This is a genomic window from Paenibacillus sp. NRS-1781 (assembly GCF_050467745.1).
In the GTDB taxonomy this organism is placed as follows: domain Bacteria; phylum Bacillota; class Bacilli; order Paenibacillales; family Paenibacillaceae; genus Paenibacillus; species Paenibacillus terrae_A.
The window spans coordinates 18,746-43,466 of record NZ_JBITPI010000039.1; the positions used below are offsets into that span (position 1 = coordinate 18,746).

Genomic DNA, 24,721 nt, shown 5'->3' on the forward strand with positions numbered 1-24,721 from the left:
GGGCGAGGCTCTTGGTGTTCAGTCATTCTATTCGGTGCACTCAGTTCTTTTACCCCTGTGTAAGTCTTATGACAAACGGGAGCTAAAATCCTCATAGGAGAACTGGCGGATCACCTTGATACCTTCTTCGTCGTTGTAGCTGGCGATGGCTGGCAGGTTGACTCCGTTGAACATGTGGTTTTTGACCATCGTATAATGGGCCATGTCGCAGAATACAAGCTTGTCTCCCGGCTTCAATGGCTCTTTAAAAGAATAGTCGCCAATCACATCTCCGGCCAGGCAGGTAAGGCCACCGAGTCTGTAGGTGTGTGCATACTCACCAGGCTTGCCTGCATCAATAATATTCGGACGATAAGGCATAGCCAGTACATCAGGCATATGACATTCAGCGGAAGTATCCAGAATCGCAATATCCATTCCGTTTTTCATCGTATCCAGGACTGTAGCAACCAGATAACCGGTATTCAAAGCAATAGCTTCTCCCGGCTCCAGGTAAACCTGTACACCATATTTATCCTGAAAATATTGGATGCAGCGTACCAGCGTGTCCAGATCATAGTCTTCTCTGGTGATATGATGACCGCCGCCAAAATTAAGCCATTTCATTTGCTTAATGTATGGCCCGAACTTCTCATCCACGACTTTAATGGTGCGCTCCAGCGTGTCGGAATTCTGTTCACACATCGTATGAAAATGAATACCATCCACGCCATCCAGATCCTCAGGTCTAAAGTTAGCCAAGGTCGCACCCATTCTGGAGTTGTTGTAGCAAGGATCATACAGCGGAGTTTCGATTTCCGAATATTCCGGATTGACCCGAATTCCAATTTCTATCTTTTTGGAAGTCACGCCTTGCACCTTACTTTTGAACCGTTTCAATTGATCGAAGGAGTTGAAAACGATGTGGTCAACATACTCCAGTAGCTCGTCAAATTCACTGTCAACATAAGCGGGTGCGTATACGTGAACCTCCTTGTCCATTTTTTCGCGACCCAGTCTCGCCTCGAACAACGAACTGGAAGTTACGCCTTTTAAATATTTACCAACCAGAGGAAATGTCGAAAACATCGAAAATCCCTTAAGCGCAAGCAAAATATTGCAGCCTGTTCGCTCTTGAACAGAATTTAAAACCTCAAGGTTTTTCACAAGAAGTCTTTCGTCAACAAGATAACAAGGTGATGGAAGTCCGCTAATATCAATATTCATCGCAGGCCTCAATCAAGCAACGTTGGCGTGAAGCTTTCTTGCCATGGCAATCCGTGTTTATTCAGTGCTTCCATGAATGGATCTGGATCAAATTCCTCAACGTTGTATACGCCTGGTTTTTTCCAGATGCCTTTAATGATAAGCATTGCGCCGATCATGGCAGGAACGCCTGTTGTGTAGGAAATGGCTTGGGAGCCAACCTCAGCATAACATTCCTCATGATCACACACATTGTATACATAATACGTTTTCGGTTTTCCGTCTTTAATACCCTGGATGATACATCCAATGTTCGTTTTACCCTTGGTTCTAGGACCCAGGGAAGCCGGGTCTGGCAAAATGGCTTTCAGGAATTGCAATGGAATGATTTGCTGTCCTTCGTAATCAATAGGCTCGATGGAAGTCATACCTACGTTTTGAAGCACGTTCAAATGATTCAAGTAATTGTCCGAGAAAGTCATCCAGAAACGGATTTTTTTCACGCCTTTAATGTTTACTGCAAGAGATTCCAGTTCTTCATGGTACAAAAGATATATGTTTTTCGGTCCGATTTCAGGAAGGTCGTATACCTTTTTCTCGGAAAGCGGCTCAGTTTCAATCCACTCTCCATTTTCAAAGTAACGGCCCTTCGCCGTAATTTCCCGAATATTAATTTCCGGATTAAAGTTAGTGGCAAAAGGATATCCGTGGTCCCCTGCATTCGCATCTACAATATCAATCGTATGAATTTCATCAAAATAATGCTTTTGAGCATAAGCCGTAAATACTCCAGTCACGCCTGGATCAAAACCGCTGCCCAGCAGAGCTGTAATGCCTGCTTTTTCGAATCTTTCTTTGTAGGCCCATTGCCAGCTGTATTCAAACTTCGGCGTATCCGGCGGTTCATAATTCGCCGTATCAACGTAATGAACGCCTGTCTCAAGGCAAGCATCCATAATCGTCAAATCCTGATAAGGGAGAGCCACATTGATAACTACATCCGGTTGAAAGCTTCGAATCAGGTCAATGACCATGTCGGTGTTGTCAGCATCCAGCTGAGCCGTTTGTATCTTCGTACGGCCTCCACCCAGCTTTTCTTTAAGTGCATCGCATTTCGCAACAGTTCTGCTCGCGATACAAATTTCTTCAAATACATCTGGGTTTTGGCAACATTTATGCACCACAACGCTGGCCACGCCACCGGCGCCAATAATCAATGCTTTTCCCAAAATAAATAACCTCCTTATTCCATACGCTAATCGCTAATCATTCTTGCAAACAAAATGATTATAAAGACATCCTACCAAATAATCAAGAAAAACGATAATTTGCAGTGTAAAAATTCACACCACTATGTCACAAAAATTTTACAAATCCCAAATTCAGGCATGAAAACACCATAAAATAAAGAGCACAAAGCCCCTCCCAAGGCGTTCCAGGGAAGTCAGTACACGTTTAAAGGAAGTTTTTTGCATTCCAAGTAAACAGCCTTAAAGAATTAATATTATCTTATTTCTAACAAAAAGGCCACCCCGCCAATTCCTATGAAGAAGATTCAGAGAGGGGGAATCGCCCTCCTTTGTTTATCATGAATAAAGCCGCTCCCGATGTGGGAACGGCTCTGTACAGCATTAAAGCTTGTTAAACCATAATTTTGCAAATATCATTGGTGAATTCAACCGGGTCTTGCAGTGGCAAGCCTTCGATCAACAGAGCTTGATTATACAGCAATGCCGTATAGAGATTGACCTTCTCCTTGTCCTCGGCAAAAGCCTCTTTCAGAGAGTTGAACACCGCATGGTTGATGTTAATCTCCAGCACTTTGTTTGCTTTTACATCGGCGTTGTTCGGCATGGCATTCAAGATTTTCTCCATTTCAATCGTCACTTCACCGTCTGCGGACAGACACACCGGATGCGTCTTCAAGCGCTTGGAGGCTTTAACACTGGATACCTTGCCTTCCAGCAAGCCCTTCATGTACTCGAACAGCTCTTTGTTGTCGTTTTGTTCCGCTTCTGTTTCCTTCTCGTTCTCGTCAGCCTCAATGCCCAGATCGCCACTGGATACGGATTTGAATTCTTTCTCCTTGTAGCTCATGAGCATTTTAATAGCGAACTCATCAATATCATCGCTGAAGTACAGAATTTCGTAGCCCTTGTCGGCCACCATTTCGGTCTGCGGCAGCTTCTCGATACGCTCGTTGGACTCTCCGGAAGCATAGTAAATATATTTCTGATCCTCAGGCATACGCGATATATATTCGTCCAGTGTAACTTGCTTTTTCTCTGTAGAAGAGTAGAACATGAGCAGGTCTTGAAGCGTCTCCTTATGAGTTCCATAATCGTTGTAGACACCAAATTTCAATTGTCTGCCAAATGATTTGTAGAATTGATCATATTTTTCCCGGTCATTTTTGAGCAGGGTCAGCAGTTGGCCTTTGATTTTGCTTTCGATATTTTTGGCAATCAGCTTCAACTGGCGGTCATGCTGCAACATTTCTCTGGAAATGTTCAGCGACAAGCTTTCGGAGTCCACCATACCTTTGACAAAGCTGAAATAATCCGGCAGCAGGTCAGGCGATTTTTCCATAATCAGCACACCGTTGGCATACAGCTCCAGCCCTTTTTCATACTCCTTGGAATAGAAATCAAACGGAATATTTTCAGGAATGAACAAAATAGCCTGATACACCACCGCACCGTCCGCACTGACGTGGATATGCTGGAGTGGCTTGTCGTAGCCATAGCGTTTTTCCGCATAGAAATTGTGATAATCCTCGTCGGTCAGCTCGCTTTTGTTCTTTCTCCAGATTGGAACCATGCTATTAATAAGCTGTTCTTCCTCGTAATCCTCGAACTCGTTGTCACTGCCCTCTTTCAGACGTTTGCCTGTAACATCCATCTTGATCGGATAACGGATAAAGTCGGAGTATTTCTTGATCAGGGCTTTTAAACGATACTCGTCCAAATATTCGTCGTAGGATTCGTCCTCGGTGTTTGCTTTGATTTTCAAAACTATCACAGAACCGACTTCATCCTTCTCGGCTGGCTCAATGGTATACCCGTCTGCACCTGTAGATTCCCACTTATATGCGGTATCGCTGCCCAGTGCCTTTGTAGTCACTGTAACGACATCCGCCACCATGAACGCCGAATAGAAGCCTACCCCGAACTGCCCAATGATGTCATGACCATCCTTGGATTCATTCTCATTTTTGAACGACAGCGAGCCGCTTTTAGCAATGACACCCAAGTTATTTTCCAGCTCTTCCTTCGTCATGCCAATCCCAGTATCGCGAAGAGTGAGCGTTCTGTTCTCCTTGTCGGCTGTTACTTTGATATAGTAATTTTCTTTATCAAAGACCAGTTGATCATCCGTCAGCGCTTTGTAATAAATTTTGTCAATCGCATCACTTGCGTTGGAGATCAGCTCTCTTAGAAAAATTTCCTTTTGCGTGTAAATCGAGTTAATCATCATTTCGAGCAAACGCTTGGACTCAGCCTGAAACTGTTTTTTATCCATTCTGATATCTCCTTTCGAATATGAACCTTATGTAAGGCTGCACATGGGAAACCGTCCAAACAGGAAAACCTGTTAGCACTCCCCTCATTCGAGTGCCAGCCTACCTTTTTTTATAACATTCCTCATTTTTTATGTCAATACGATAGATGTCTGTGAGTACAATTCCTGCCCCAAAGATGGGTTAGTGCCTGATCTCCTTAAACATGACGTTAAACATCTCGACAGAGGATGAGAACAGCCCTTGTACATGGGGAATCAGGTTATCTCTGATGCGTAACTCTTCCTCGTCCAGATGCTGCAAATCCTGATGATAGAACCATACAATGGGATAGTCACCATCCTTCTGTCTGCTCCCTGCATTCAAACAGACAGGACCCTCGTTCTCCTCTGCCACTGCGAAGGGAATATATCCTGCCGACAGCAATGGCGACCACTGGTCGATCAGCTCATAAAATCCCTTTAGCCCTTGGCCCACAGGCATTCGTGGAAACTCGACGAAACCACAATCGCTCCAATACACCCCCGGAATGCATTCGTTATCAAATTGTAAAGACACATAATGGTAGGACATGATGAAACTTCTCAGCAAGGGCGGCAGCTCAAAATCGTAGGTTTTCTCCAGCTCCCGAACCTCCTGTTCTGTAATCTGCGAAGGAAGAGGCTTCCACTTGATCCAGCCCTCCTTATCAGATTCTCCATCGCGCATTTCAAAGGGTACCCTTTCCACTAAGTCCATTAAAAAAGCTTCATCCATATGTGCAAATAACTCCTTCATGGATGTGCGAATATCCGCCTTCTTGTCCATGTCCCCGCACCTCTTTCCTTTCTATATCAGAACTGCATCATATGCTATTACACATTCTTCCAAGTTAGCTTAACAGATTTTGCTTTTATCCTCATTTTCAAAATATTCGTATTACCAGCGCAGTGGTTCATGGTTACGCCAGATGATCCAACGCCCTGTCTCGCACATACATTTACAACCTATAAAAACCGATATAAGTACAAGCACCTCGTAAAGTGTCAAGACTACATAAGGAGATTGATCTATTCATGAAAAGAATCACCGTACTTGTTATCCTGTCCCTGTTAATCCTTGTAACCCCGATCTACGCTGCTGCACCAGCGCCTATGCTGGTCTATGTGGATCAAAGTAACCATTCGTTCATCCCTCTCCGCCTCCTGAACAGCTATGAAAGGATCACCATCAACAAGACGGCTACGGACAAAAAGATTGAGATTGCCCAAGGCGATACCCGACTCACCTTATTTGCAGGACAGTCTACGGCTAAAGTTAATGATCAAACAATCCGTATGCAAAGGGCTCCTTTTACCGATAATGGTTCCACTTACGTTCCCTTGCAGTTCATCAGCCAATACCTAAACCTGCAAGTCTCATGGCAAAAGGAAACCTCATCGGTACATATCAAGCAAGGCACAACGTCCGTCATGCTTCCGGTACTCACGGGCAAGCTACCCGGCAGCACCACACCGATCCAGACGGCTCACAAAAGCTTCAAGGTCGGATCACGCACCTTCTCCGTTAAGGTGGTCACCATCTCCATGCTTCATCCCAAGGTGAGTCTGGATGTGGCGCTGGCAGGCGATAGCATCGGCAAAGTGGAGAACCTAAGCGGTCTCGCCAAACGCAATCGAGCGGTTGTAGCCATCAACGGCACCTACTTTGACGCCTATACCAAAAGCTCATACAAAACGCCTTACGGCTATCTGGTCAGCCACGGGAATTTGTTAAAAAAAAGCTCTGGCGACCAACGAACCGTCTTTACTTACGATACTAACCATCTGGCCGAGCTGGTTTCGGGTCCTGCCTTTGAACAGCGGTTAAGCGAAGGCAACGTCGAAGGAGCCCTTCAAGCTGGACCTCGTCTGGTGACGAACGGAAAGATTTCCCTGAATGTCAAAGCTGAAGGCTTCAAGGACCCTAAAATATTAACAGGTGGCGGGGCCCGCAGTGCACTCGGGATTACACGGGATCATAAGCTAATCCTCCTGACCACAGGCGGAGCCACTATTCCACAGCTTGCTCAAATCATGAAGCAGGCAGGCGCTTATCAGGCCATGAATTTGGATGGCGGTGCTTCCAGTGGGCTGTATTACAACGGCTCCTATCTCACCACACCCGGCCGCCAAATCAGCAATGCGATTATTATAAAATATCAATAGACGGGTCAACGAATCTCCGTTTTTTTCGCGTATTCTGCGTATTCGTGTATGTTACATCGCTAAGGGGAATTTTCCCTGTATATAGAGTATAACAATGCTTGCAGGACCAGACAACATGCTTGGGCTAACATCCATTCTGCATTAAAACAGCCTTCTCTCACTTTGTAGTGAAAGAAGGCTGTTTTGTGGATTTAAACAACGCTAAACTGCTGTTAGATTAGAAAAGATTTAGAGATAATAACCAACAAAATGAACAATACCAGAATCGCGCCTGTGGATGTCCATGCTCCACCGCCACCGTAACCAACTTCACCCATATCTGAATCCCTCCTTGCTTTAAAGCATACTCTTATCGTATGAAGAAAAACGGTTTACGACAGGGCGCATTGGCAACGTTTATTTGGCAGACAAGTTATTTGACAGGATAAGACTTTTTAGAAAATGGACTGATATGTCTCTGATAGATCGGTTATTACTCGGGGAGACAACTCGCACAAAATATCGTCGGTTCTGCGCAGCAATCTGCTCACATCCTTGTTCTTCATCTTTCGAAGGAGCGGGGTTTCTAACTGGGATGACAGAAATTGAGTGGTGCCGATAAATACGACAACATCCAATCCCGGGTTGGTGTCAGTATGTAATAAGTGCAGCAGGTCAGTCATGGACAGGAAATCTGGAGGGCAAAGGGTATTGTTTTCCTTCATATATAGGGCTTTCAGCATGGAAGTTAAAGCCCAGTCGCACAGGATAATGCAGCATTGGAGCTGGTTGTGCTTTTGCAGGATTTTAGCTAGTTTCATGTGGTATTGGGATTGAATGTGGAAATCGATTATTGAATGATGTAAGTGTTGTGCGCGTCTGGATGGCTGGGTATGACTTCGGTTAAGGGTAGAAGAATCTTTTTTCATATCTATTCCTCCAGAGAATTTCAATATTAGTCTTATTATACGACGTTTTGATACAAATAGATATCGATGATAATATTCGGACAATGTTTGGTGAGCAAAAACTTGTCTACACTTTTTAACTAGTGAGGTGTAGCTGATGCAAGATAAAGAAGTATTAAAGCTGGTTGGTGCCAGAATACGTGTTTTGCGGAAAGAAAAAGGTCTTTCTCAGGAAGCTCTTGGGGAAAAAGGCGGATTTCATTTTTCATACATAGGACAGATCGAACGAGGAGAAAAGAACGTATCTTTGTTAAACGTGGCTAAAATCGCAAAGGCATTAGATGTAAATCTGATTCAACTTTTCTCATATGTAAGCGAAGACCCAAAAATGACGGAATCTGATGAGGAAATTATGCAGATTATCACAATGCTTAGAAAGTCGAGTCCAGACAAGGTACGCTTGGCGAGAAATGTGATAAGGGAGATTACAAATTAAGAGCATTTTTGCTTTCAGAATTATGAAAGTCAAACAAACCCACCATAGTAAAAGAGGATGGTGGAATTAGATCTGCTTTTCCATATAGCAGCGCTCATCCTTCAGGAATAGGAAAATAATAAAAAGGAGAAATAACCATGGAGAACATATACCCAGAGTATGTTACTAAAAGTGCTATTGAAGGTCTTGTAAAGAAAATAAAATTACCTTCTCCTGATAAATTTCCCTAAGATTAGGAGTATGGAATGTCGGATTCTTCAAGAATAACTGAATTCTTATACGCCTATGAAAATATCGAATTAAACAAAGAGGAAAAATTCGCATTAATGATTATTATTATTTCATCATTCAATGATGCCATAGTAGAAGGAAAGGCGGAGGATCGTACAAAACAACTTGACAACACGCTTGATAAACTTTTAGAGCTTATTCCAACTTAATCCAATGAGTAGGAGTAAGCTTTTTGCATGTAAAAATCAGTAACTAAATAACATAGCAAGCTACTTCCTACACAAAACAATAACTTGCCATCCCTCCCCATCAGAATTAATATACCCACACACGAATCACGGGAGGTAAATGTGTTATGTCAGATTGGCCGAATTGGTTTCAAGAAGCATTACGGCAACGTTTTTATGAATTAGAACTTGCCAGTGAACAAAACGCTTCATGTTCATCAGAGGATAAGAATCTATTTACGCAAATTGAGCAACTGAAAATTAGCCAAAACGAGAATATCCAACTTCTGCTGTCTGAATGGGAAGAAGCAATAGGCTATCAGCTAAGTCAGGACAAACAATCTATGTATATGGAAGGAGTTAAAGACGGGATTCGATTGATCCTCCCCGCTCATGTTATTCCTCATCACAACTGTATTTCCGAATTAGACCATTTCGAATGGACCAAAGGAAGTATATTGATCAGGCTTTTGGTTGCGCTTCTTCTTTGACGATTTCCCCACAATCCATCACTCTTCCTTTTCTCGTATTCCAATTACTTCTATTATGCAAAAATAGTAAGCATCATAAATCAGTTATCAATATCAGTAAAAACTATGAAACACTACTATTTAGATTGCCGATGAATAGTAACCATCCGAACGAAGTATATATTCAAACAAAAAAACACGCCCACAAGTGGCGTGTTTTTTAATTATGAACCCTTCAACCCTTACTTCCAAATCTCGTCCGCAATCTCTTTAATGAAGGCAAGCTTCTTCCACTGCTGCTCTTCGGTCAGGATATTGCCCTCTTCCGTAGAAGCGAAACCGCATTGTGGGCTAAGACAGATGTGGTTGATATCGACGAATTGAGTGGCTTCCTTGATACGGTTAATGACCGTCTGCTTGTCTTCCAATTCACCTGTTTTGGATGAAACGAGGCCCAGGACGATCTGCTGCTGGCCTTTCAGATGCTTCAGCGGTGTGAAATCGCCTGCACGGTCGGTATCGAATTCGAGATAGTAGCCGTCGATGTTGTCGATGCCGAACAGGGTTTCGGCAACAGGCTCGTAGCCGCCGGAGGATGCCCAGGTGGAGTGGTAGTTACCACGGCATACGTGGGTCGTAACCACCAGATCGGCTGGAAGATCCTTCACGGTTTCCTGATTCACGCGGGCAAACAGCTTTTTGGTATCTTCCACATTCTCACCCGCTTGCTGTCTGGCTTCCCAATAGTTTTTATCACAGAGCATGCCCCATGTGCAATCATCCAATTGCAAGCTGCGGCAGCCCTCATTATAGAACGCTTGAATCACGGATTTGTAAGCTTGGGCGATATCCGTCACCAGCTCATCCAGATTGCTGTAATAGGTATCGGTTGTTTCTTTGTTTTCTCCACGCAGCAGCTCGGACAGGAACTGTGCTGGTGCGGGAATGGTTTGACGTGCAATCGCGTCCTCACCTGCTACTTGCTTCAAGAATTTGAAGTCTTCAATGAAAGGGTGAAGGGAATGACCGATTTTACCAGTCAAGCGTGCAGTTTCTGCTCTTGTTTCCACGCCTTGGAATTGGTAACCGTTCGAAAGCTCTACCTTTTCCACGCCAGCCAGACCCCACATAAAATCAAGATGCCACCAAGAGCGTCTGAATTCACCATCTGTCACAGCTTTAAGTCCTACGGATTTTTGCCTTTCCACCAGCTTGATAATTTCGTTGTCTTCAATCTTTCTCAATTCGTCCGCAGAAATTTCGTTGTTTTGAAATTGAATTCTGGCGTCTTTGATCGCTTGCGGACGCAGAAAGCTGCCAACCATATCCTGTCTGAAAGGGGTCACTTTTCGTTGGGATGCATTGTCAAGGATGCTGCTCATTAGGGTTATCTCCTTTTTCGCTTCTGTAGTGAAGTTCTTGTAAGAAAGATAACACACATTTTCAGTTATAAGGTAACTCCAATAAACTATATCTAGTTATAGCCTAAAGCTATATCAAACCTTTAATTCGCTTATCGCCTCATGCAGCGCTTCTACATAGACGGAGGCCAGCTTGGAGAGCGAAGCATTTTTATGACAAATCCATCCCACATTAATAGACTCTTCACATTCCAAGGGTACGGAAATAATCTCGTTGCCATTCAAATCGGCGCTAATTACCCCGGTAGAAATAGTATAGCCGTTCAGGCCAATCAGCAGATTGAAAAGGGTTGCCCGGTCGTTGACACGAATGCTTTTGGGATGCGACAGCGTGCTCAGAATCTCCTCGGAGAAGTGAAAGGAATTGTACTCCCCTTGCTCAAAGGACAGATACGGATAAGGATGAAGCTGATCAATGGTCACAATGGACTGTCGGGATAACGGATTATTGGTGCTGATAAAAATATGCGGCTTGGCGATAAACAGGCTGTTAAATTGCAGATTTGCATCTTTTAGCAGCTTATTAATCACCTTGGCGTTAAATTCGTTCAAATATAAAATTCCAATTTCGCTGCGCAAGCTTTTGACATCCTGTATGATTTCATGGGTTTTCGTCTCCCGCAAAGCCAGCTCATACTCATCCTGTCCATATTGATTCACCAGATTCACAAATGCATTTACGGCAAAAGCATAATGCTGCGTGGATACGGAAAAATGCTGCGGTGAAGGCTTGGCATCCAGATAGCGACTTTCCAGCAGCTCCGCCTGTTCGACGACCTGACGCGCATAACCGAGAAACTCCACACCCTCCTTGGACAAAGAGATACCTTTATTGGTACGATCAAAAATCGTAATATGAATTTCTTCCTCCAGATCCCGAATCGCGTTTGACAGACTGGGCTGGGAAATAAACAACCGCTTCGCCGCCTCATTCATGGAGCCGCGATTGGCAACCTCGATGACATATTTTAATTGTTGTAAGGTCAATGCATGATGTCCTTTCCGTTTGTGTTTCTTTTATTATATAACACATAGATACGACATGATTCATGTGATGAAGACGTCCGAGAGAAATCAAAAACCACTTCACGAAAACAAAGTGGTTCTTAAATAAACTGTGCCACTGAGCCCGAGAATGGTTTCCATCACCCTCCCCGAAATACGTCTTTGGCGATTTGAATCGCTGAGGCGGCTCGGGGCCATCCTACATAAAAGGCAAGCTGAGTGATGACCTCAACCAGTTCTTCTTCCGATAATCCGTTATCCTTGGCCAAATTCAGATGATAGGGAAGCTGCCCCCCATGCTCACCCGCTACCAAGGCGGAAACGGTTATGAGACTCCGTTCTCTGAGAGATAGCTCGCTTCTTCTCCATACATCCCCAAAAAGAACATCCTCTGTATAGCTCACAAAAGCGGGTGCAAAATCACCAACCTTTTCCCGCACACTCGACATGATTAATTTATGCTTCATTCATTCAGCACTTCCCTTCGTCCCCGTTGTGCAGTTATGCAGATCGTATGCAAATGTGCAGTTTCCAGCTAAAGAATCATCTGGGCAAGCCCGTTGCCAAAGGACCAATCCTCTAATTCAGCTTCCACCAGTGTTACAAATACATCCTCCGGCCTGATCTTACATTCGGTGGATAAGAGTTCAGCTAACATTTGGTAGAAACTCTTTTTTTGCTCCGTAGTTCTACCCGATCCCATCGTAATTTGGATATAAAGCAGCTTGTCCGTTCTGAGTACATCCAAATAATCCGGACTATAATAAAACCCGCTCTCCTTATGAGCATGAAAAACCTGAAAATAATCTTGTGCCGGCACCTGAAAATGTTCGATCAAAGCGTTCATGATACTGCAGCTAATCCCAGGCAACTCCTTCTCTGTGTATTGATCCTCCATGTAACCTACGCGTACAAATGGCATGTTTATCTCTCCTGTCCGTTGGGATACATTAATTGTACTCTATCTATTTTCATCTATATAATTGAAAATAATCATAAATATATTCATTTTTACCGATGGAGATGAGTGTTCATGGATCTGAAAGAGCTAACCACGTTTCGTACTATCATTGAAGAAGGAACCTTCTCAAAAGCTGCCGCCAAATTAAACTACGCGCAGTCTACTGTTACAAGCCAAATCCAGAGGCTGGAGAAGGAGCTGGGATTTCAGCTTTTTAAACGAGGTTGGGATGCAGAATTAACGGCCTCAGGCAAAGTGTATGCAGAAGAGGTAAATGGGCTTATTCAGCATTGGAATTATGTATTGGATCAGGCCAACTCTCTGAAAAAGGAGGAAATCGGCACCCTCCACATCGGTGTGATCGAAACAGTGGCGGCTTCCGTACTGCCCGCGGTTCTGCTTCAGTTTCGGGAGCACAAACCGAATATGTCGTGCCATTTTACAGTTGGAAACACGGATACGCTCTCGAACGCTTTGATGGACAACATGCTTGATTTTGCAATTTGCGGGGAACCTCACTCGGTTCCTGCCCTGCACTTTGAATCTGTGTATCACGAACAAATCGCCTTTATTGTATCCCGTGATCATCCCTTCGCTGTAAAAAGCGAGCTTCATCTCGAAGACCTGTATGAGTACCCGCTTATCGTTGGAGGGAAGAACTGCCTGTACCATATCCGGCTGGAAAAAGAGCTTTCCCGCTTTCCGTCGATGCCGTTTTTTTATACCGTAAGCCAAATCTCGTCTATACCTTCATTTGTAAAAACGATTCCTTCGGTCGGAGTGGTTCTATCGTCATTCCCTCTGCCGGATGACCTGGTCACCTTACCCCTCCAGCTAGCAGACCCTAATATTCCTATTGGACTATTACAGAGCAACCAGCATCAGCAATATATGTCCTCAGCCCGAAAGCTGTTTATGCAACTGGTTAAGGAGCTTTGTAGGCGATAGCTCAGGCCAGGCGCAAATCGTTTTAGTTCGCAAGCCGACACCTTTGCATAAACAAAAAGCCGCCAAACACTCAGAAATCTGGTGTTTAGCGGCTAATGCCAGTTATTTCGCTTCAAGCGGTTTTTTCCACAACCCCAGAATGAGCGCGGAAATCACGGAGCCAATCGCCACTGCAAGCAAGAACAGCAAAGCATGATTGGCAAGAGCTGCTACAAAAATTCCTCCATGTGGAGCTGGAAGATTGATTTTCCAAAACTGTGTCAGACCACCAGCAATCGCTGAACCTACAATACAAGAGGTTAAGACGCGCAGAGGATCAGCAGCTGCGAATGGAATTGCTCCTTCCGTAATAAAGGACAAACCGAGTACATAATTTGTCAAACCAGACTTGCGCTCTTGCTCAGTAAATTTATTTTTGAAGAACGTCGAAGCCAATGCGATCGCCAGCGGAGGTACCATACCGCCCGCCATAACAGCAGCCATCATAGCCCCGTTCGTGTTACCACTGGAAGTAAAGACACCGATTGAAAATGCATAAGCCGCTTTGTTGAAAGGTCCACCCATGTCAATCGACATCATTCCGCCCAGAATCAGACCCAGAATCACTGCATTTCCTGTACCCAAATTGTTCAGAACATTGACAAGCCATGTATTAATACCACCGAAAATCGGATCGAACAGGTAGAACATAATCGCGCCTGAAATTAGGAGTCCAAATACCGGGTATAACAGGATTGGTTTTAAACCATCCAGTGCTTTAGGCAGACCTGCAAAAGCTTTACGCAGGAAGATAACCACATAACCAGCCAGGAAACCTGCTGCCAGACCGCCCAGGAAACCGGCATTAGAGTTTACAGCCATCAAACCGCCGACCATACCTGGCATCAGTGCCGGACGATCCCCAATACTCATCGCGATAAACCCGGCAAGAACAGGAATCAGGAAGTGAAACGCACCCGTTCCGCCGCCAATCGTTTGTAACAGTTTAAAGATCGGATTATCCGCTCCCGCTACCTGCTCGAACAGGAAGGAAATCGCCAGCAAAATCCCGCCGCCTACAACGAATGGCAGCATATGAGAGATACCGTTCATTAAATCCTTGTAAATTTTACTGCCGACGCTAGTTTTTTCCGCTTTCGCCTCTTCAGCGCTGCCCTTGCCTTCACTACGATAGATTGGAGCATCGCCGTTCAGCGCTTTGCGGATCAGTTCTTCGGATTTACGGATACCGTCGCTTACCGGTCTTTGCAATACAGGCTTGCCGTCGAAGCGGGCCATTTCCACCTTCTTGTCGGCTGCGACGATTACACCTTTGGCACGCCGAATTTCATCTACCGTCAGTACGTTTTGCGCGCCTTCCGAGCCGTTCGTTTCTACACGGATATTCACGCCCATCTCCTTCGCTTTCTTAATGAGAGCGTCTTCAGCCATAAACGTGTGCGCGATACCTGTAGGACAAGCGGTAACCGCAACCACAAATTCATCAGAATCCGGGTTGCCAACGATAACGTCCGGTGTTTGCTGTGCCTTGGCAGCTTCCTTCTTTGTTTCTTTTGCTGCTTTAGCAGCTTCTTCTTCAGCCTGCTTGGTATCAAACAGCTCGGATACTTCATCCGGTGTTTGCGTATTCATAAGCTTACCGATGAAATCGGTATCAATTAATAACCGCGAAAGCGCCGCCAGTGTGCGAAGATGCGTATTCGCTGCTCCCTCTGGAGCCGCAATCATGAAAAAGACTTTCGCCGGCTCACCGTCCAACGATTCGAAATCTACGCCTTTACTGCTTTTTGCAAAAACGACCGTCGCTTCCTTCACAGCTTTGGTCTTGGCATGCGGCATCGCAATGCCGCCGCCAATTCCGGTGCTGGATTCTGCTTCGCGTTTGTAAATCATTTCCTTGAACAATGCCCGGTCATTAATGCGTCCGCTGGCTTCGAGTCTGGCGATAAGTTCCTCAATCGCCCCGTCTTTTGTCGTTGCCTGCAAGTCCATGATCATCGTTTCTTTAATCATCAGGTCTGTTATTCTCATTTTTCACACTCTCCTAAGTTCGATCAGCGTGTCGACACACGCCTAATAAGATCATGATGTAGCGGGATTACCAATTCGAAATCGCGACTTGCGACCGTAATTGTTCAATTTTCTCTCTTGTAGCCAGATCATCGGAGAACGCGGTTGCGCTTCCAGATGCCACACCCGCACGGAATGCTTCGATCGGGTCGCCATGAAGGGCCAGCGTACCCACAAATCCAGCAATCATGGAATCACCTGCGCCTACAGAATTTTTAACCGTTCCTGCCGGTACATTAGCGTGATACACTTCGTCTACCGTAATGAACAAAGCTCCTTCTCCTGCCATGGAAATCAGTACATTCTTAGCACCTGCCTCCAGCAGCTTACGGCCGTAAGTGACAATCCCCTCCTTGGAGTTGATAGTTACGCCAAACAGCTCAGCCAGTTCATGGTGATTCGGCTTGACGAGCAGTGGCTTATGGACCAGTGCCTTCATCAGCGCTTCACCTGTGGTGTCGATGACGAATTCAGCCCCGGTCTGCTGGCATACGCTAATCAGCCGATCATAGAAGTCTCCCCCTAGTGACGGCGGGATGCTTCCAGACAAGACGACAATGTCATTTTTCTGTAGACCCGACAGCTTTTGCACCAGTGCATCTGCCTCTTGCTCACGTATAGCAGGTCCCAAACCATTAATTTCCGTCTCATCGCCATGCTTGAGCTTAATGTTGATTCGTGTATCATCTTCGATGGTTACAAAATTAGTTTTAATGGATTCCTCCCGCAATGTATCGTTGATAAACCTGCCTGTGAATCCTCCGAGAAAACCAATCGCCGTGCTGTCTGCTCCCAACTGATTCAACACACGCGATACATTAATCCCCTTGCCGCCCGGCAGTTTCAAATCACGTTTCATCCGGTTCAAATCACCAAGCTTCAAGTCTTCAACTTCCACGATATAATCAATGGAAGGGTTCAGTGTTACTGTATATATCATCGTTATCCCTCGATTATCTTAGTTTTCTGAGCAATGGATCGACGTGAGCGTTCAGGCACCGATTCTGTAATAAGGATAGCTTCCTTCAGTTCGAACAGCTTGGCAAAGGTAACTTCACCAATCTTACTGGAATCGGCCAACACATACGTTTTGCCTGATAGCTGATGGGCACGACGTTTAATCAGCGCCTCTTCGGGATCAGGAGTTGTATACCCCATTTCCACATCTACCCCGTTCGTTCCTAAAAAGCACTTGTCGAACCGAAAATTGTCCATATTCTGCAGGGCAATACTCCCGATTACGGCCTTGGTATGAATTTTCATCATCCCTCCCAGTAGATAGCTTCTGATTCGTTTGCTTACCAGTGCTTCTACGTGGGATAGACCATTGGTCACGACCGTCACGTCTTTAGCTTCAATGTAAGGAATCATCGCCATCGTTGTTGTTCCCGCATCCAGATAAATACATTCGCCATCCAAAATTTCTTTGGCGGCCATACGGGCGACTGCGTTTTTCTGTTGAACGTTTTTGAATGCTTTTTCTTCCATGCCGGGTTCCTGACTTTTCTGATTCAGCAAGGATGCCCCACCATGAATCCGCTTTAGCAACTGACGGGCTTCAAGATCGATTAAATCACGCCGAATCGTTGATTCAGAAGCGCCCAACAGATCGACCAATTCCTGCAACTTCACAACACCGCGTTCTTGTAAGCGCTGTATTATTAACTTGTATCTTTCTTCCGTCAGCATCTTCATTCCCCCAACTGTTCATATCGTACCATAAACCTCACAAAAAACAATCAATTTTCTTCAAAAAGATTCAAAAAACTTCATTCTAACTTTATTTTTTTACAAAATGGTGAATTCCAAGCCCCATCGCCTTGGTTGCGTTTACATTGAAAGGGGATGACATCCATTTTTATGTAAATCCATTCTTCTTACATAGGAATTCAGCAGTAAACGTTCAAAAACGTTCTGACGTTCCAATCCATGTTATTTTACCACAGCAAAAAAAGCTAAACACTCGGGTTGGTCCCCTCTGTGCTTAGCAGATTTCGGCCATCCCATCCAACTGAGTCAACGCTATATTGGACCGGTCTGCTATGGGGGACTGCCGGAGCAACACCCGGATACGATTGAGACAAAAGAATTATTTCGTGATGAGCTATGGTTTGTAGTCGCACCGGACCACCGCTATGCTAATCAGCAGATCACTTTATTGGAGATGATGCATGAGCCCTTTGTCATGCGTGAAAAGGAAAGCTAGACACGGGAGCGATTATTCTCCTTATGTCGAACCTACAATGCTCCAGCTCCAAAATTCAATCGCCATCTGTAAAGCCCTTATCGTGCTGGACACAGCAAAGAGCCATCAGGAATGCGGGGTTGTCTTTCACATTGAGTTGAACTCCCTGCTCCACCAGCAGCTTCAACACATCCAACTGCCCGTAAATGAGCGTAATGTCCAAGGGACTTAATGTTGTATATTTGCTGAGTACGTATATTCCCTTCAACGATATGCATTGCGATCTCAGGAAGAACCTCGAAATTACCGATATCTTTTAATTTGATCATAGTCATTCCCTTTCATATGTATCTCGTATATATCTCTATTTTATACCATCCCCTCTTTAACATAAAACCGCCTGATTCCCAAGCGCTCATTACCTTCTCCTTTATAAAAAGGTGAGTAATAGAAGACCAAAGTTCCTTAGAGAAGCTATAATTGTATTATGATTCTGTACGTCACCAGCAACCATAAGGAGAACATATGAATAGCATTCAATACCTATCCCAATTCAATCTGCTTGATAGTCTCTCATTAGAAGATTTAGTTGAAATGGATCAAATGACTTCCATTACGACCCTACCGAAAAATACATTTATTCAAACCCCGGATACCTTTTCCGAGGGACTTTATTTTGTGAAAAAGGGAAAGGTCCGTCTGTACAAGCTGAATGCGGATGGGAAGCAATTTACTTTGGACATCCTCAGCGAAGGAAATGTATTTGGTGACATGGACATCATCTCATTAGGAACACGGGATATGTATATAGAAGCCATAGAAGAATGCGATATCTGTTTGATGGATAAAAATCGATTCGAACATTTTTTATTGCAACATCCGCGATTCATGATGAGCTTGATCAAAGTGTTAAGCGATAGAATCTCAGGTATGAGCCGTTTGGCCCAACATCTGGCTTTGGGGAATTTACAGGATAAAATTTTGTATGTTCTTATAAAACTGTCCGATCAGTTCTCTCTCCAAAGTGAAGATGAGTATTATAAAATCAATTTCCCGCTATCCCATCAAGAAATCGCTCATTTAGTCGGAGCAACCCGAGAAGCGGTGACTGCTGCCTTACAGGAGCTTGTAAAAGAGAAGGTCATTAAGACCGGATTTAAAACCATTTACATCCATCGGGAAAAGCTGCTGGAGTTGTAAGCTACATTACATCTATAGTCCAGAGAAAAGAAGTATCGTATAGCTACTTGGAAAACCTACGATATGGAGTGGATGAAATGGACAATCAAAATTTACAAAGAGAACTGAATGCAGCCAAAGCAGACATGGAAAAAATGCTTCCTTCAGAAGTACTGGATATATTTGATAAGTCGATCTAGGATATTCGCAATATGAATGCCACTTATGGATTAAGCATTGGAACCAAAGCGCCGGAATTTAGTTTACCTGACCTTACAGGCCAGACCATAACCTTATCTGAAGCAACAACAAAAGGCCCTGTTGTTCTTATTTTTTACAGAGGGGGCTGGTGTCCATTCTGCAATCTGGAGCTACAAGCATATCAGCGAATCATAGATGGTATTACGTCCGCCCATGCTCAATTAATCGCGATTAGTCCACAAACTCCCAAGTATTCAACTATAGTACAGCAAAAGAACGAATTGAGTTTCCCTGTGTTAAGTGACCTGCATAATCAAATAGCAGAAAAATACAATCTCAAATTCAAACTGCCTGAATATGCACATGGAATTTACAGAACATTAGACATTCCACTGGATTCATTTAATGGTGACAATGTCTGGGAGCTGCCAGTACCCGCTACCTATGTAATTGATAAAGAAGGTATCATTCGTGCAGGATATGCTGATGCTGATTACAAAAAGCGTATGGAACCTTCGGAGGTACTACATGTTCTTCATTCTCTCTAGCTTAATCGCTTAGAAGATCGTTCGATTTATCTAAAAAGGCGGGAATAAAGTATGAATAGTAAAAGGCTCATTCCAATTGCAGATACGATTTTACAACGAAAAGGGGCTCGCAAAGGAATAGATATCCCTGATGATGTGGTTCGACTGCTACAGCAGGGGCAGCTTGAGACGGTGAATCTCACCGAATGGCTGGCTGTCGATCATATTGTACTGCTACGAAATGCTCTTGATGAATTTGGCTTACAGCGAGAATCCGATGTCTTTCTCTCCGAGCTGAACCATTTGCAGGAAAAGAAGATCATGAAAATGATCCCTGCAATCGCGCGAGCATGGCTGAACCTGTTCGAGCAGCAAGCACAGGAAGAACGCTCTCGAATCTTTGATGCGATGGCCTCTCATCTTTCAGACAGTATCCGCTGCTGGGCTGCCTATATCATCGGGGTTGATCCCCTTTTAAGTGTAGAACAGAAATTGGCGAGCATTCGCCCTTTTGCAGCAGATTCACATTTTGGGGTGCGTGAAATTGCCTGGATGGCCGTGAGAGAACCGATTTCCAAGCAACTGGTTGAAGCGCTTCAACTGCTAAATGGTTGGGTACAGGATCAGGATGCTAATATCCGTCGTTTTGCCATCGAATCAACACGGCCACAAGGTGTCTGGGCCAAGCATATTCCCGAATTAAAAGAACACCCAGAGCTGGCTCTTCCACTTTTGGAAGCTGTCAAATCCGACACAGTCAAATATGTACAGGACTCCGTGGGCAATTGGCTGAATGATGCCAGTAAAACAAATCCCGAGTGGGTGCTTCAAGTTTGTGATACATGGCTGAAGACTTCGGATACAAAAGAAACGAAACGAATAGTCACACGAGCCACAAGAAGCTTGAAAAAAAACAGTAGTTAGAGACTCTTCCCCATCCAATCCATATCCAGATGATACACATAAACTATCAGATATATCTGGAATATTAGAAATGGAGGAATTCCTTTGTCTATTATCCGAATCTATCTGAAAGCTGACAGCATCGTTTCTGGAAACATAGCTGTCACAACGAATATTAATATCACTCCAATCGTCAATCGTTACACAGCTCCTGTGGTGCTTGGAAACATTTTAGGAGGAGTGACCACCATCCCAGCACAAAGTTTTACAAATGATAGTGGTACTTCAGTCGCGGCAAACAGACTTATCGTTCCCACCAGTAGCGGATACTATAATGTATTTATAAATGGAACGTTACAGCGAGGCGGGTTAACAACGCTTTCCACTGCTAATCTAATCATAAATACAGGATTGATTGTTGGCGTAACGGTAGTCATTGAGGTGATCAATTTCAACACTAGCGCCTCCTCAACCTCTGTCAACAACGTCACAGTGACGACTACTATAAGCGACTGAGCTGACTCATCATAAAATAACCATAAAAAACCGCCAAACACAGGGTTTCCCCTCGTATTTAGCGGTTTATTTCTCTTTGAACCAAATGATTTATCGGAAATGTTATATAAAAGTTTATTTTTTGTGGGCTAATAGGATATTCACAATAGTGTCGAGTTGAAGCTCCAGCGAATATGGATCTTCCATGACAAACTCATCGCCCTTTTCGCTGAATGAGCCATACATATAAACCTGTCCTTTTTTTACAGCCGGAAGGCCTTTCCACAGCTCACTATTTAGAACTTGACTGGCCCCTTCATCTTCAGAACCATATACAAAGATATGATCCCCTGTATACTCAGGCAAAACCTCAAGCGAAATACTTTCGAATCCTTCTTTCATGTTTAAAGCTTTCTTCGTAGGTGGCAGCTTTAGCATCTGATAAATGGTTGGACTTCCGTAATTTCCGCCTTCTGCCGCTAAAACATATACTGATTTATTCGCGACTTGCACGATGGAAACCGTCTCACCATCTTTAACGATACCGTCAATTTTCTTTCTGGCCTCTGCGACTTTCTTCTCATATTCAGTGATCCACTGCTCCGCTTCTTTCTGCTTGCCAAAGATTTCACTGATTCTGCGAAATTTATCCAGCGGCCCCGCTGTAGATTCGCCCTCCCAATATGGCAGGAACACAGTTGTTCCAACCTTTTGGTAGCTGTCGATGTTTTTTTCTATCGAACCTATAATTAAATCCGGTTGCAGAACCGTCAGCTTCTCCAGATTCATAGGGAATTCGCCGAGATCCTTGATTCCGGCCAACTTCTCTTTTGGATATCCCGATTTATCAATCCAAGCCTCATTCAGCATAAAGCTTCTGACTCCTATCGGAATAATCCCCAGTTTCAAAAGATGACCCATATACTGATCAGATGCAACTCGTTTCGGGTTTGCAGGTACTTCTACATCCCCTTTTAGTGTCGATACTATTCTTGTTTTTGCTTGTACCGTTGCCTGTCCATCCTCATTGGATGATGTCGTTGTATGATTAGTCTCTGTCTGCGAGCTTCCATTTGTATTTGTAGGAGCGGAACAAGCTCCCAGCATCAATGATAAACACAGCATAATCATCATGGCCGTTATTTTGACTCTTCCGTGCATAAATAAATCTCCCTCCGCGTTATACTGATATTGATAATCGATATCAGTATAACGCGTCAAAGGTGTCTGCTGAAGGGCATATTTTAGCATCGTTTGGGGCATATCCTGATCTTGCTTTCCGAAATGATGTTGCCGCTCTTTTTTGAATCGTACGGGAGATACTCCCTTGTATTTTTTGAAGCTGCGGCTTAATGAATGAGCATCCGGATACCCCACACTCTCCGCAATTTCCTGTAAAGTAGCATCCGTCTGCATTAAAAGCTGAACTGCTCGATCTGTCCGTACCTGACCCAAGTAATGAATCGGACTGGTGTGCATTTTATTCTTGAACAGCCTCGATAGATGCCCAGCGCTGCACTCCAGTTCCTCTGCAATGGACTCAAGTGTCAAAGATCGGCTAGAGTGCTCACGAATATAAGCTACAGCCTGCGCTACCAGGTCGGGCTTAAGGGGTTCAATGCCTTGTCGATACAACTGCTGCAACAGCTCATATACAAATTGATGAAATAAAGCTTTGACGCAGCGGATAATGAGGTGCGAAAGCATACTGATTCTGAAAAGGATTCTCCTTTTCCAACAATTGTGCAATCTCCTTGCGACCGGGCAGGGCCAACGTTGCCTTGTACAGAATGATGTAATATTCAAGCACATCTTCCGTAATGATACTCAGGCACATCCCTTTTCCCCCATGCAGCACATGGAAACGCCCCAGCCTATGAATGCTGTCGTCCAGCCGCACTCGCGCACTTCCGCGCAGAGTATACAAGAACGCACTGGCCGGAAGTCTATAGGTTCGCAACTCCTCCCCTTTACCCATTTTCTTATGACGAACATCCATCACTTGTATAAAAACATGATTCCAGAGCAAGATGTGATCATTTAATTTCATTGCTTTTGTCCAGCCCCCGATCCAAACCATCCACGTACCTGATCGCATTCAGATTCAAACTATAACCCATTATAGTTGATAATCATTCTCACAGGCAATGAAGTGATTCTTACGGAGCCTTTACTTTGTACTATCCATTTTTCTGACCGCGTTCTCCGCAGCCTCCATAATTACTTCTCCCAATGTAGGATGGGGATGAATGGTTAGAGCCAAGTCTTCTACGGTTGCGCCCATCTCGATGGCTAGAGCAAGCTCCGAAATGAGTGTTGACGCCTCGACACCCACCATTTGCGCCCCCAGTACGATTCCCGAGTCCTGCTTTGCTACGATTTTGATATACCCCTCTGCTGCCCCTAGTGCCAATGCTCTGCCGTTAATCGAAAAAGAAGCTCTGCCAATGACAATCGGTAAGGCTTTTTCCTTGGCTTCAGTTTCACTTAGACCAACACTAGCCAGCTCCGGTTCAGAAAAAACAACCAGCGGTATGGCTTTATAATCCACTTTAGCAGCTTGACCTGCTATCGCTTCTGCTGCAATCTTCGCTTCATAGGAAGCTTTGTGGGCAAGCGCTGGACCCGCTGTAATATCTCCAATGGCAAAAATATGGGGAATAGCTGTTCTACACTGCTCGTCTGTCTCGATCAGCCCCCTGCTTGTCACTGGCAAGCCAATGTGCTCCAGTCCTAACCTGCCATCTGTATTGGGTTTTCTGCCTACAGTTACTAATACAAACTCTGCGGTAACACGATGCTGCTCCTGATCTTTTGAATAATGCAGCGTAATGGTATCCGTATTCTGCACGGCTTTTTCGGCTGTCGCACCAGTTACGATGTTTACACCATCTGTTTTCAACTGCTTGACAACAGGGGCCACAAGATCCACCTCAAACCCCGGCAATATCCGTTCCCCTCCCTCCAGAATCGTTACCTTTGTTCCAAATTTGGCATACATCTGTCCAAGCTCGACGCCGATATATCCACCGCCTATCACGACCAGACTGGTCGGAGCCTCTGGGAGCGAAAGCGCCTCTGTAGAAGACAAAATACGTCCGCCGAACGGAAAGGCTTTCAACTCGATTGGGCGGGAACCAGTTGCCAATATGACATGCTTAAAGGAGATGGTTTGTTCCGCTCCATTTTGCTTGATGATGGCTGTATGCTCGTCAACCAGGCTTGCCTCCCCTTCCAGAATACTCACGCCTGCCGTTTTCATTAAATATCCGACTCCGCCTGCCTGCTTATTCACAATCCCCTGCTTGAAGGCTTGAGCATTCACGAATGACGCTGCTGTATCGGCCTGATTGAACTGCCTGAGTATCTCATAACGATGTGCTTCGGCAATCAAAGCTTTGGATGGAATGCAGCCTACATGCGTGCAGACTCCACCTAGCTGACTGCGTTCGACAATCGCTGTCTTCATTCCAAGCTGAGAAGAACGCAATGCCGCCACATAACCTCCCGGTCCTGATCCAATGACCAGTGTATCTACAGATTCAAGCTTGCTCATAACCTGATGCCTCCCTTTAAAATTGCCCTATTTAAATATGATGATCATAATATATTATAGTCATCATA

The 24,721-nt window shown here is 44.5% G+C and carries 25 protein-coding genes and 2 pseudogenes; 10 read left to right on the plus strand and 17 right to left on the minus strand.

Annotated features, from left to right (window positions below; all coding sequences use genetic code 11):
• Positions 1 to 66 precede the first annotated feature (66 nt).
• From nspC to ACIFO6_RS14760, 4 genes are all read right to left on the minus strand, one after another.
• On the minus strand, positions 67 to 1,206 hold the full coding sequence (gene nspC, locus ACIFO6_RS14745; RefSeq protein WP_430041420.1) for a carboxynorspermidine decarboxylase: 1,140 nt from the start codon (positions 1,204 to 1,206) through the stop codon (positions 67 to 69).
• A gap of 8 nt (positions 1,207 to 1,214) precedes the next feature.
• Positions 1,215 to 2,414, minus strand: a complete 1,200-nt coding sequence (locus ACIFO6_RS14750; RefSeq protein WP_430041422.1) for a saccharopine dehydrogenase family protein — start codon at positions 2,412 to 2,414, stop codon at positions 1,215 to 1,217.
• A gap of 412 nt (positions 2,415 to 2,826) precedes the next feature.
• A complete protein-coding gene (gene htpG / locus ACIFO6_RS14755) occupies positions 2,827 to 4,707 on the minus strand; it encodes a molecular chaperone HtpG (protein ID WP_430041424.1) in 1,881 nt (626 codons plus the stop codon).
• A gap of 181 nt (positions 4,708 to 4,888) precedes the next feature.
• Positions 4,889 to 5,512: an SMI1/KNR4 family protein gene (locus ACIFO6_RS14760; RefSeq protein WP_430041426.1), complete on the minus strand. Its 624-nt coding sequence runs from the start codon at positions 5,510 to 5,512 to the stop codon at positions 4,889 to 4,891.
• A 248-nt stretch (positions 5,513 to 5,760) separates the two neighbouring features.
• Between ACIFO6_RS14760 and ACIFO6_RS14765 the strand changes: the two genes are divergently transcribed.
• Positions 5,761 to 6,891: a phosphodiester glycosidase family protein gene (locus tag ACIFO6_RS14765; protein ID WP_430041428.1), complete on the plus strand. Its 1,131-nt coding sequence runs from the start codon at positions 5,761 to 5,763 to the stop codon at positions 6,889 to 6,891.
• A 212-nt stretch (positions 6,892 to 7,103) separates the two neighbouring features.
• On the opposite strand, the gene ACIFO6_RS14770 is transcribed toward ACIFO6_RS14765, so the two are convergent.
• Together ACIFO6_RS14770 and ACIFO6_RS14775 are read right to left on the minus strand one after the other, a co-directional pair.
• Positions 7,104 to 7,208, minus strand: coding sequence for a YjcZ family sporulation protein (locus ACIFO6_RS14770; protein ID WP_212734478.1), 105 nt, complete (start codon positions 7,206 to 7,208; stop codon positions 7,104 to 7,106).
• Between the two features lie 117 nt (positions 7,209 to 7,325).
• Positions 7,326 to 7,799 carry a hypothetical protein gene (locus ACIFO6_RS14775; RefSeq protein WP_430041431.1) on the minus strand — a complete coding sequence of 158 codons (474 nt, stop codon included), beginning with the start codon at positions 7,797 to 7,799 and terminating at the stop codon, positions 7,326 to 7,328.
• A gap of 136 nt (positions 7,800 to 7,935) precedes the next feature.
• On the opposite strand from ACIFO6_RS14775, the gene ACIFO6_RS14780 reads away from it, so the two are divergent.
• The 3 genes from ACIFO6_RS14780 to ACIFO6_RS14790 all read left to right on the plus strand — a co-directional run bounded on the left by ACIFO6_RS14780 (position 7,936) and on the right by ACIFO6_RS14790 (position 9,223).
• Positions 7,936 to 8,274, plus strand: a complete 339-nt coding sequence (locus tag ACIFO6_RS14780; RefSeq protein WP_430041433.1) for a helix-turn-helix domain-containing protein — start codon at positions 7,936 to 7,938, stop codon at positions 8,272 to 8,274.
• A 245-nt stretch (positions 8,275 to 8,519) separates the two neighbouring features.
• Positions 8,520 to 8,714: a hypothetical protein gene (locus tag ACIFO6_RS14785; RefSeq protein WP_430041435.1), complete on the plus strand. Its 195-nt coding sequence runs from the start codon at positions 8,520 to 8,522 to the stop codon at positions 8,712 to 8,714.
• Between the two features lie 146 nt (positions 8,715 to 8,860).
• Positions 8,861 to 9,223, plus strand: a complete 363-nt coding sequence (locus tag ACIFO6_RS14790; protein ID WP_430041437.1) for a hypothetical protein — start codon at positions 8,861 to 8,863, stop codon at positions 9,221 to 9,223.
• 221 nt (positions 9,224 to 9,444) lie between these two features.
• On the opposite strand, the gene ACIFO6_RS14795 is transcribed toward ACIFO6_RS14790, so the two are convergent.
• From ACIFO6_RS14795 to ACIFO6_RS14810, 4 genes are all read right to left on the minus strand, one after another.
• Entirely contained in the window at positions 9,445 to 10,584 is a 1,140-nt protein-coding gene (locus ACIFO6_RS14795) for a 5-methyltetrahydropteroyltriglutamate--homocysteine S-methyltransferase (RefSeq protein WP_430041439.1), read from the minus strand.
• Positions 10,585 to 10,698: 114 nt separating this feature from the next.
• Complete coding sequence (locus ACIFO6_RS14800) at positions 10,699 to 11,610, minus strand: LysR family transcriptional regulator (RefSeq protein ID WP_430041441.1); 912 nt, start codon at positions 11,608 to 11,610, stop codon at positions 10,699 to 10,701.
• Between the two features lie 158 nt (positions 11,611 to 11,768).
• Positions 11,769 to 12,095 carry a carboxymuconolactone decarboxylase family protein gene (locus tag ACIFO6_RS14805; RefSeq protein WP_430041443.1) on the minus strand — a complete coding sequence of 109 codons (327 nt, stop codon included), beginning with the start codon at positions 12,093 to 12,095 and terminating at the stop codon, positions 11,769 to 11,771.
• Between the two features lie 68 nt (positions 12,096 to 12,163).
• A complete protein-coding gene (locus ACIFO6_RS14810) occupies positions 12,164 to 12,550 on the minus strand; it encodes a tautomerase family protein (protein ID WP_430041445.1) in 387 nt (128 codons plus the stop codon).
• A gap of 111 nt (positions 12,551 to 12,661) precedes the next feature.
• Here ACIFO6_RS14810 and ACIFO6_RS14815 point away from each other — a divergent pair, with 111 nt between their 5' ends.
• Positions 12,662 to 13,537: a LysR family transcriptional regulator gene (locus ACIFO6_RS14815; protein ID WP_430041446.1), complete on the plus strand. Its 876-nt coding sequence runs from the start codon at positions 12,662 to 12,664 to the stop codon at positions 13,535 to 13,537.
• A gap of 102 nt (positions 13,538 to 13,639) precedes the next feature.
• Here the strand turns inward: ACIFO6_RS14815 and ACIFO6_RS14820 are convergent, their stop codons facing one another.
• From ACIFO6_RS14820 to ACIFO6_RS14830, 3 genes are all read right to left on the minus strand, one after another.
• Positions 13,640 to 15,568, minus strand: coding sequence for a PTS fructose transporter subunit IIABC (locus ACIFO6_RS14820; protein ID WP_430041448.1), 1,929 nt, complete (start codon positions 15,566 to 15,568; stop codon positions 13,640 to 13,642).
• Between the two features lie 67 nt (positions 15,569 to 15,635).
• The gene (gene pfkB, locus ACIFO6_RS14825; RefSeq protein WP_430041450.1) at positions 15,636 to 16,547 is read right to left on the minus strand and encodes a 1-phosphofructokinase; all 912 of its coding nucleotides are present in this window, start codon (positions 16,545 to 16,547) and stop codon (positions 15,636 to 15,638) included.
• A 2-nt stretch (positions 16,548 to 16,549) separates the two neighbouring features.
• Positions 16,550 to 17,296 carry a DeoR/GlpR family DNA-binding transcription regulator gene (locus ACIFO6_RS14830; protein ID WP_044647095.1) on the minus strand — a complete coding sequence of 249 codons (747 nt, stop codon included), beginning with the start codon at positions 17,294 to 17,296 and terminating at the stop codon, positions 16,550 to 16,552.
• Between the two features lie 352 nt (positions 17,297 to 17,648).
• On the opposite strand from ACIFO6_RS14830, the pseudogene ACIFO6_RS14835 reads away from it, so the two are divergent.
• A pseudogene (locus tag ACIFO6_RS14835) lies at positions 17,649 to 17,810 on the plus strand (LysR family transcriptional regulator); the annotation flags it as partial.
• Between the two features lie 100 nt (positions 17,811 to 17,910).
• Here ACIFO6_RS14835 and ACIFO6_RS14840 read toward each other — a convergent pair.
• A pseudogene (locus ACIFO6_RS14840) lies at positions 17,911 to 18,121 on the minus strand (ankyrin repeat domain-containing protein); the annotation flags it as partial.
• Positions 18,122 to 18,317: 196 nt separating this feature from the next.
• Between ACIFO6_RS14840 and ACIFO6_RS14845 the strand changes: the two are divergent.
• The 4 genes from ACIFO6_RS14845 to ACIFO6_RS14860 all read left to right on the plus strand — a co-directional run bounded on the left by ACIFO6_RS14845 (position 18,318) and on the right by ACIFO6_RS14860 (position 21,118).
• Positions 18,318 to 18,992, plus strand: coding sequence for a Crp/Fnr family transcriptional regulator (locus ACIFO6_RS14845; RefSeq protein WP_430041451.1), 675 nt, complete (start codon positions 18,318 to 18,320; stop codon positions 18,990 to 18,992).
• Positions 18,993 to 19,183: 191 nt separating this feature from the next.
• Entirely contained in the window at positions 19,184 to 19,720 is a 537-nt protein-coding gene (locus ACIFO6_RS14850; protein ID WP_430041453.1) for a peroxiredoxin-like family protein, read from the plus strand.
• 87 nt (positions 19,721 to 19,807) lie between these two features.
• On the plus strand, positions 19,808 to 20,623 hold the full coding sequence (locus ACIFO6_RS14855) for a DNA alkylation repair protein (RefSeq protein ID WP_430041496.1): 816 nt from the start codon (positions 19,808 to 19,810) through the stop codon (positions 20,621 to 20,623).
• A gap of 84 nt (positions 20,624 to 20,707) precedes the next feature.
• A complete protein-coding gene (locus tag ACIFO6_RS14860) occupies positions 20,708 to 21,118 on the plus strand; it encodes a DUF4183 domain-containing protein (protein WP_430041455.1) in 411 nt (136 codons plus the stop codon).
• Positions 21,119 to 21,232: 114 nt separating this feature from the next.
• On the opposite strand, the gene ACIFO6_RS14865 is transcribed toward ACIFO6_RS14860, so the two are convergent.
• The 3 genes from ACIFO6_RS14865 to lpdA form a co-directional block, all read right to left on the minus strand.
• The gene (locus ACIFO6_RS14865; RefSeq protein ID WP_430041457.1) at positions 21,233 to 22,804 is read right to left on the minus strand and encodes an AraC family transcriptional regulator; all 1,572 of its coding nucleotides are present in this window, start codon (positions 22,802 to 22,804) and stop codon (positions 21,233 to 21,235) included.
• On the minus strand, positions 22,746 to 23,147 hold the full coding sequence (locus ACIFO6_RS14870; protein ID WP_430041459.1) for a hypothetical protein: 402 nt from the start codon (positions 23,145 to 23,147) through the stop codon (positions 22,746 to 22,748). The genes ACIFO6_RS14865 and ACIFO6_RS14870 overlap by 59 nt, the downstream gene beginning before the upstream one ends.
• Before the next feature lie 120 nt (positions 23,148 to 23,267).
• Positions 23,268 to 24,653 carry a dihydrolipoyl dehydrogenase gene (gene lpdA, locus ACIFO6_RS14875; protein WP_430041460.1) on the minus strand — a complete coding sequence of 462 codons (1,386 nt, stop codon included), beginning with the start codon at positions 24,651 to 24,653 and terminating at the stop codon, positions 23,268 to 23,270.
• Positions 24,654 to 24,721 lie beyond the last annotated feature (68 nt).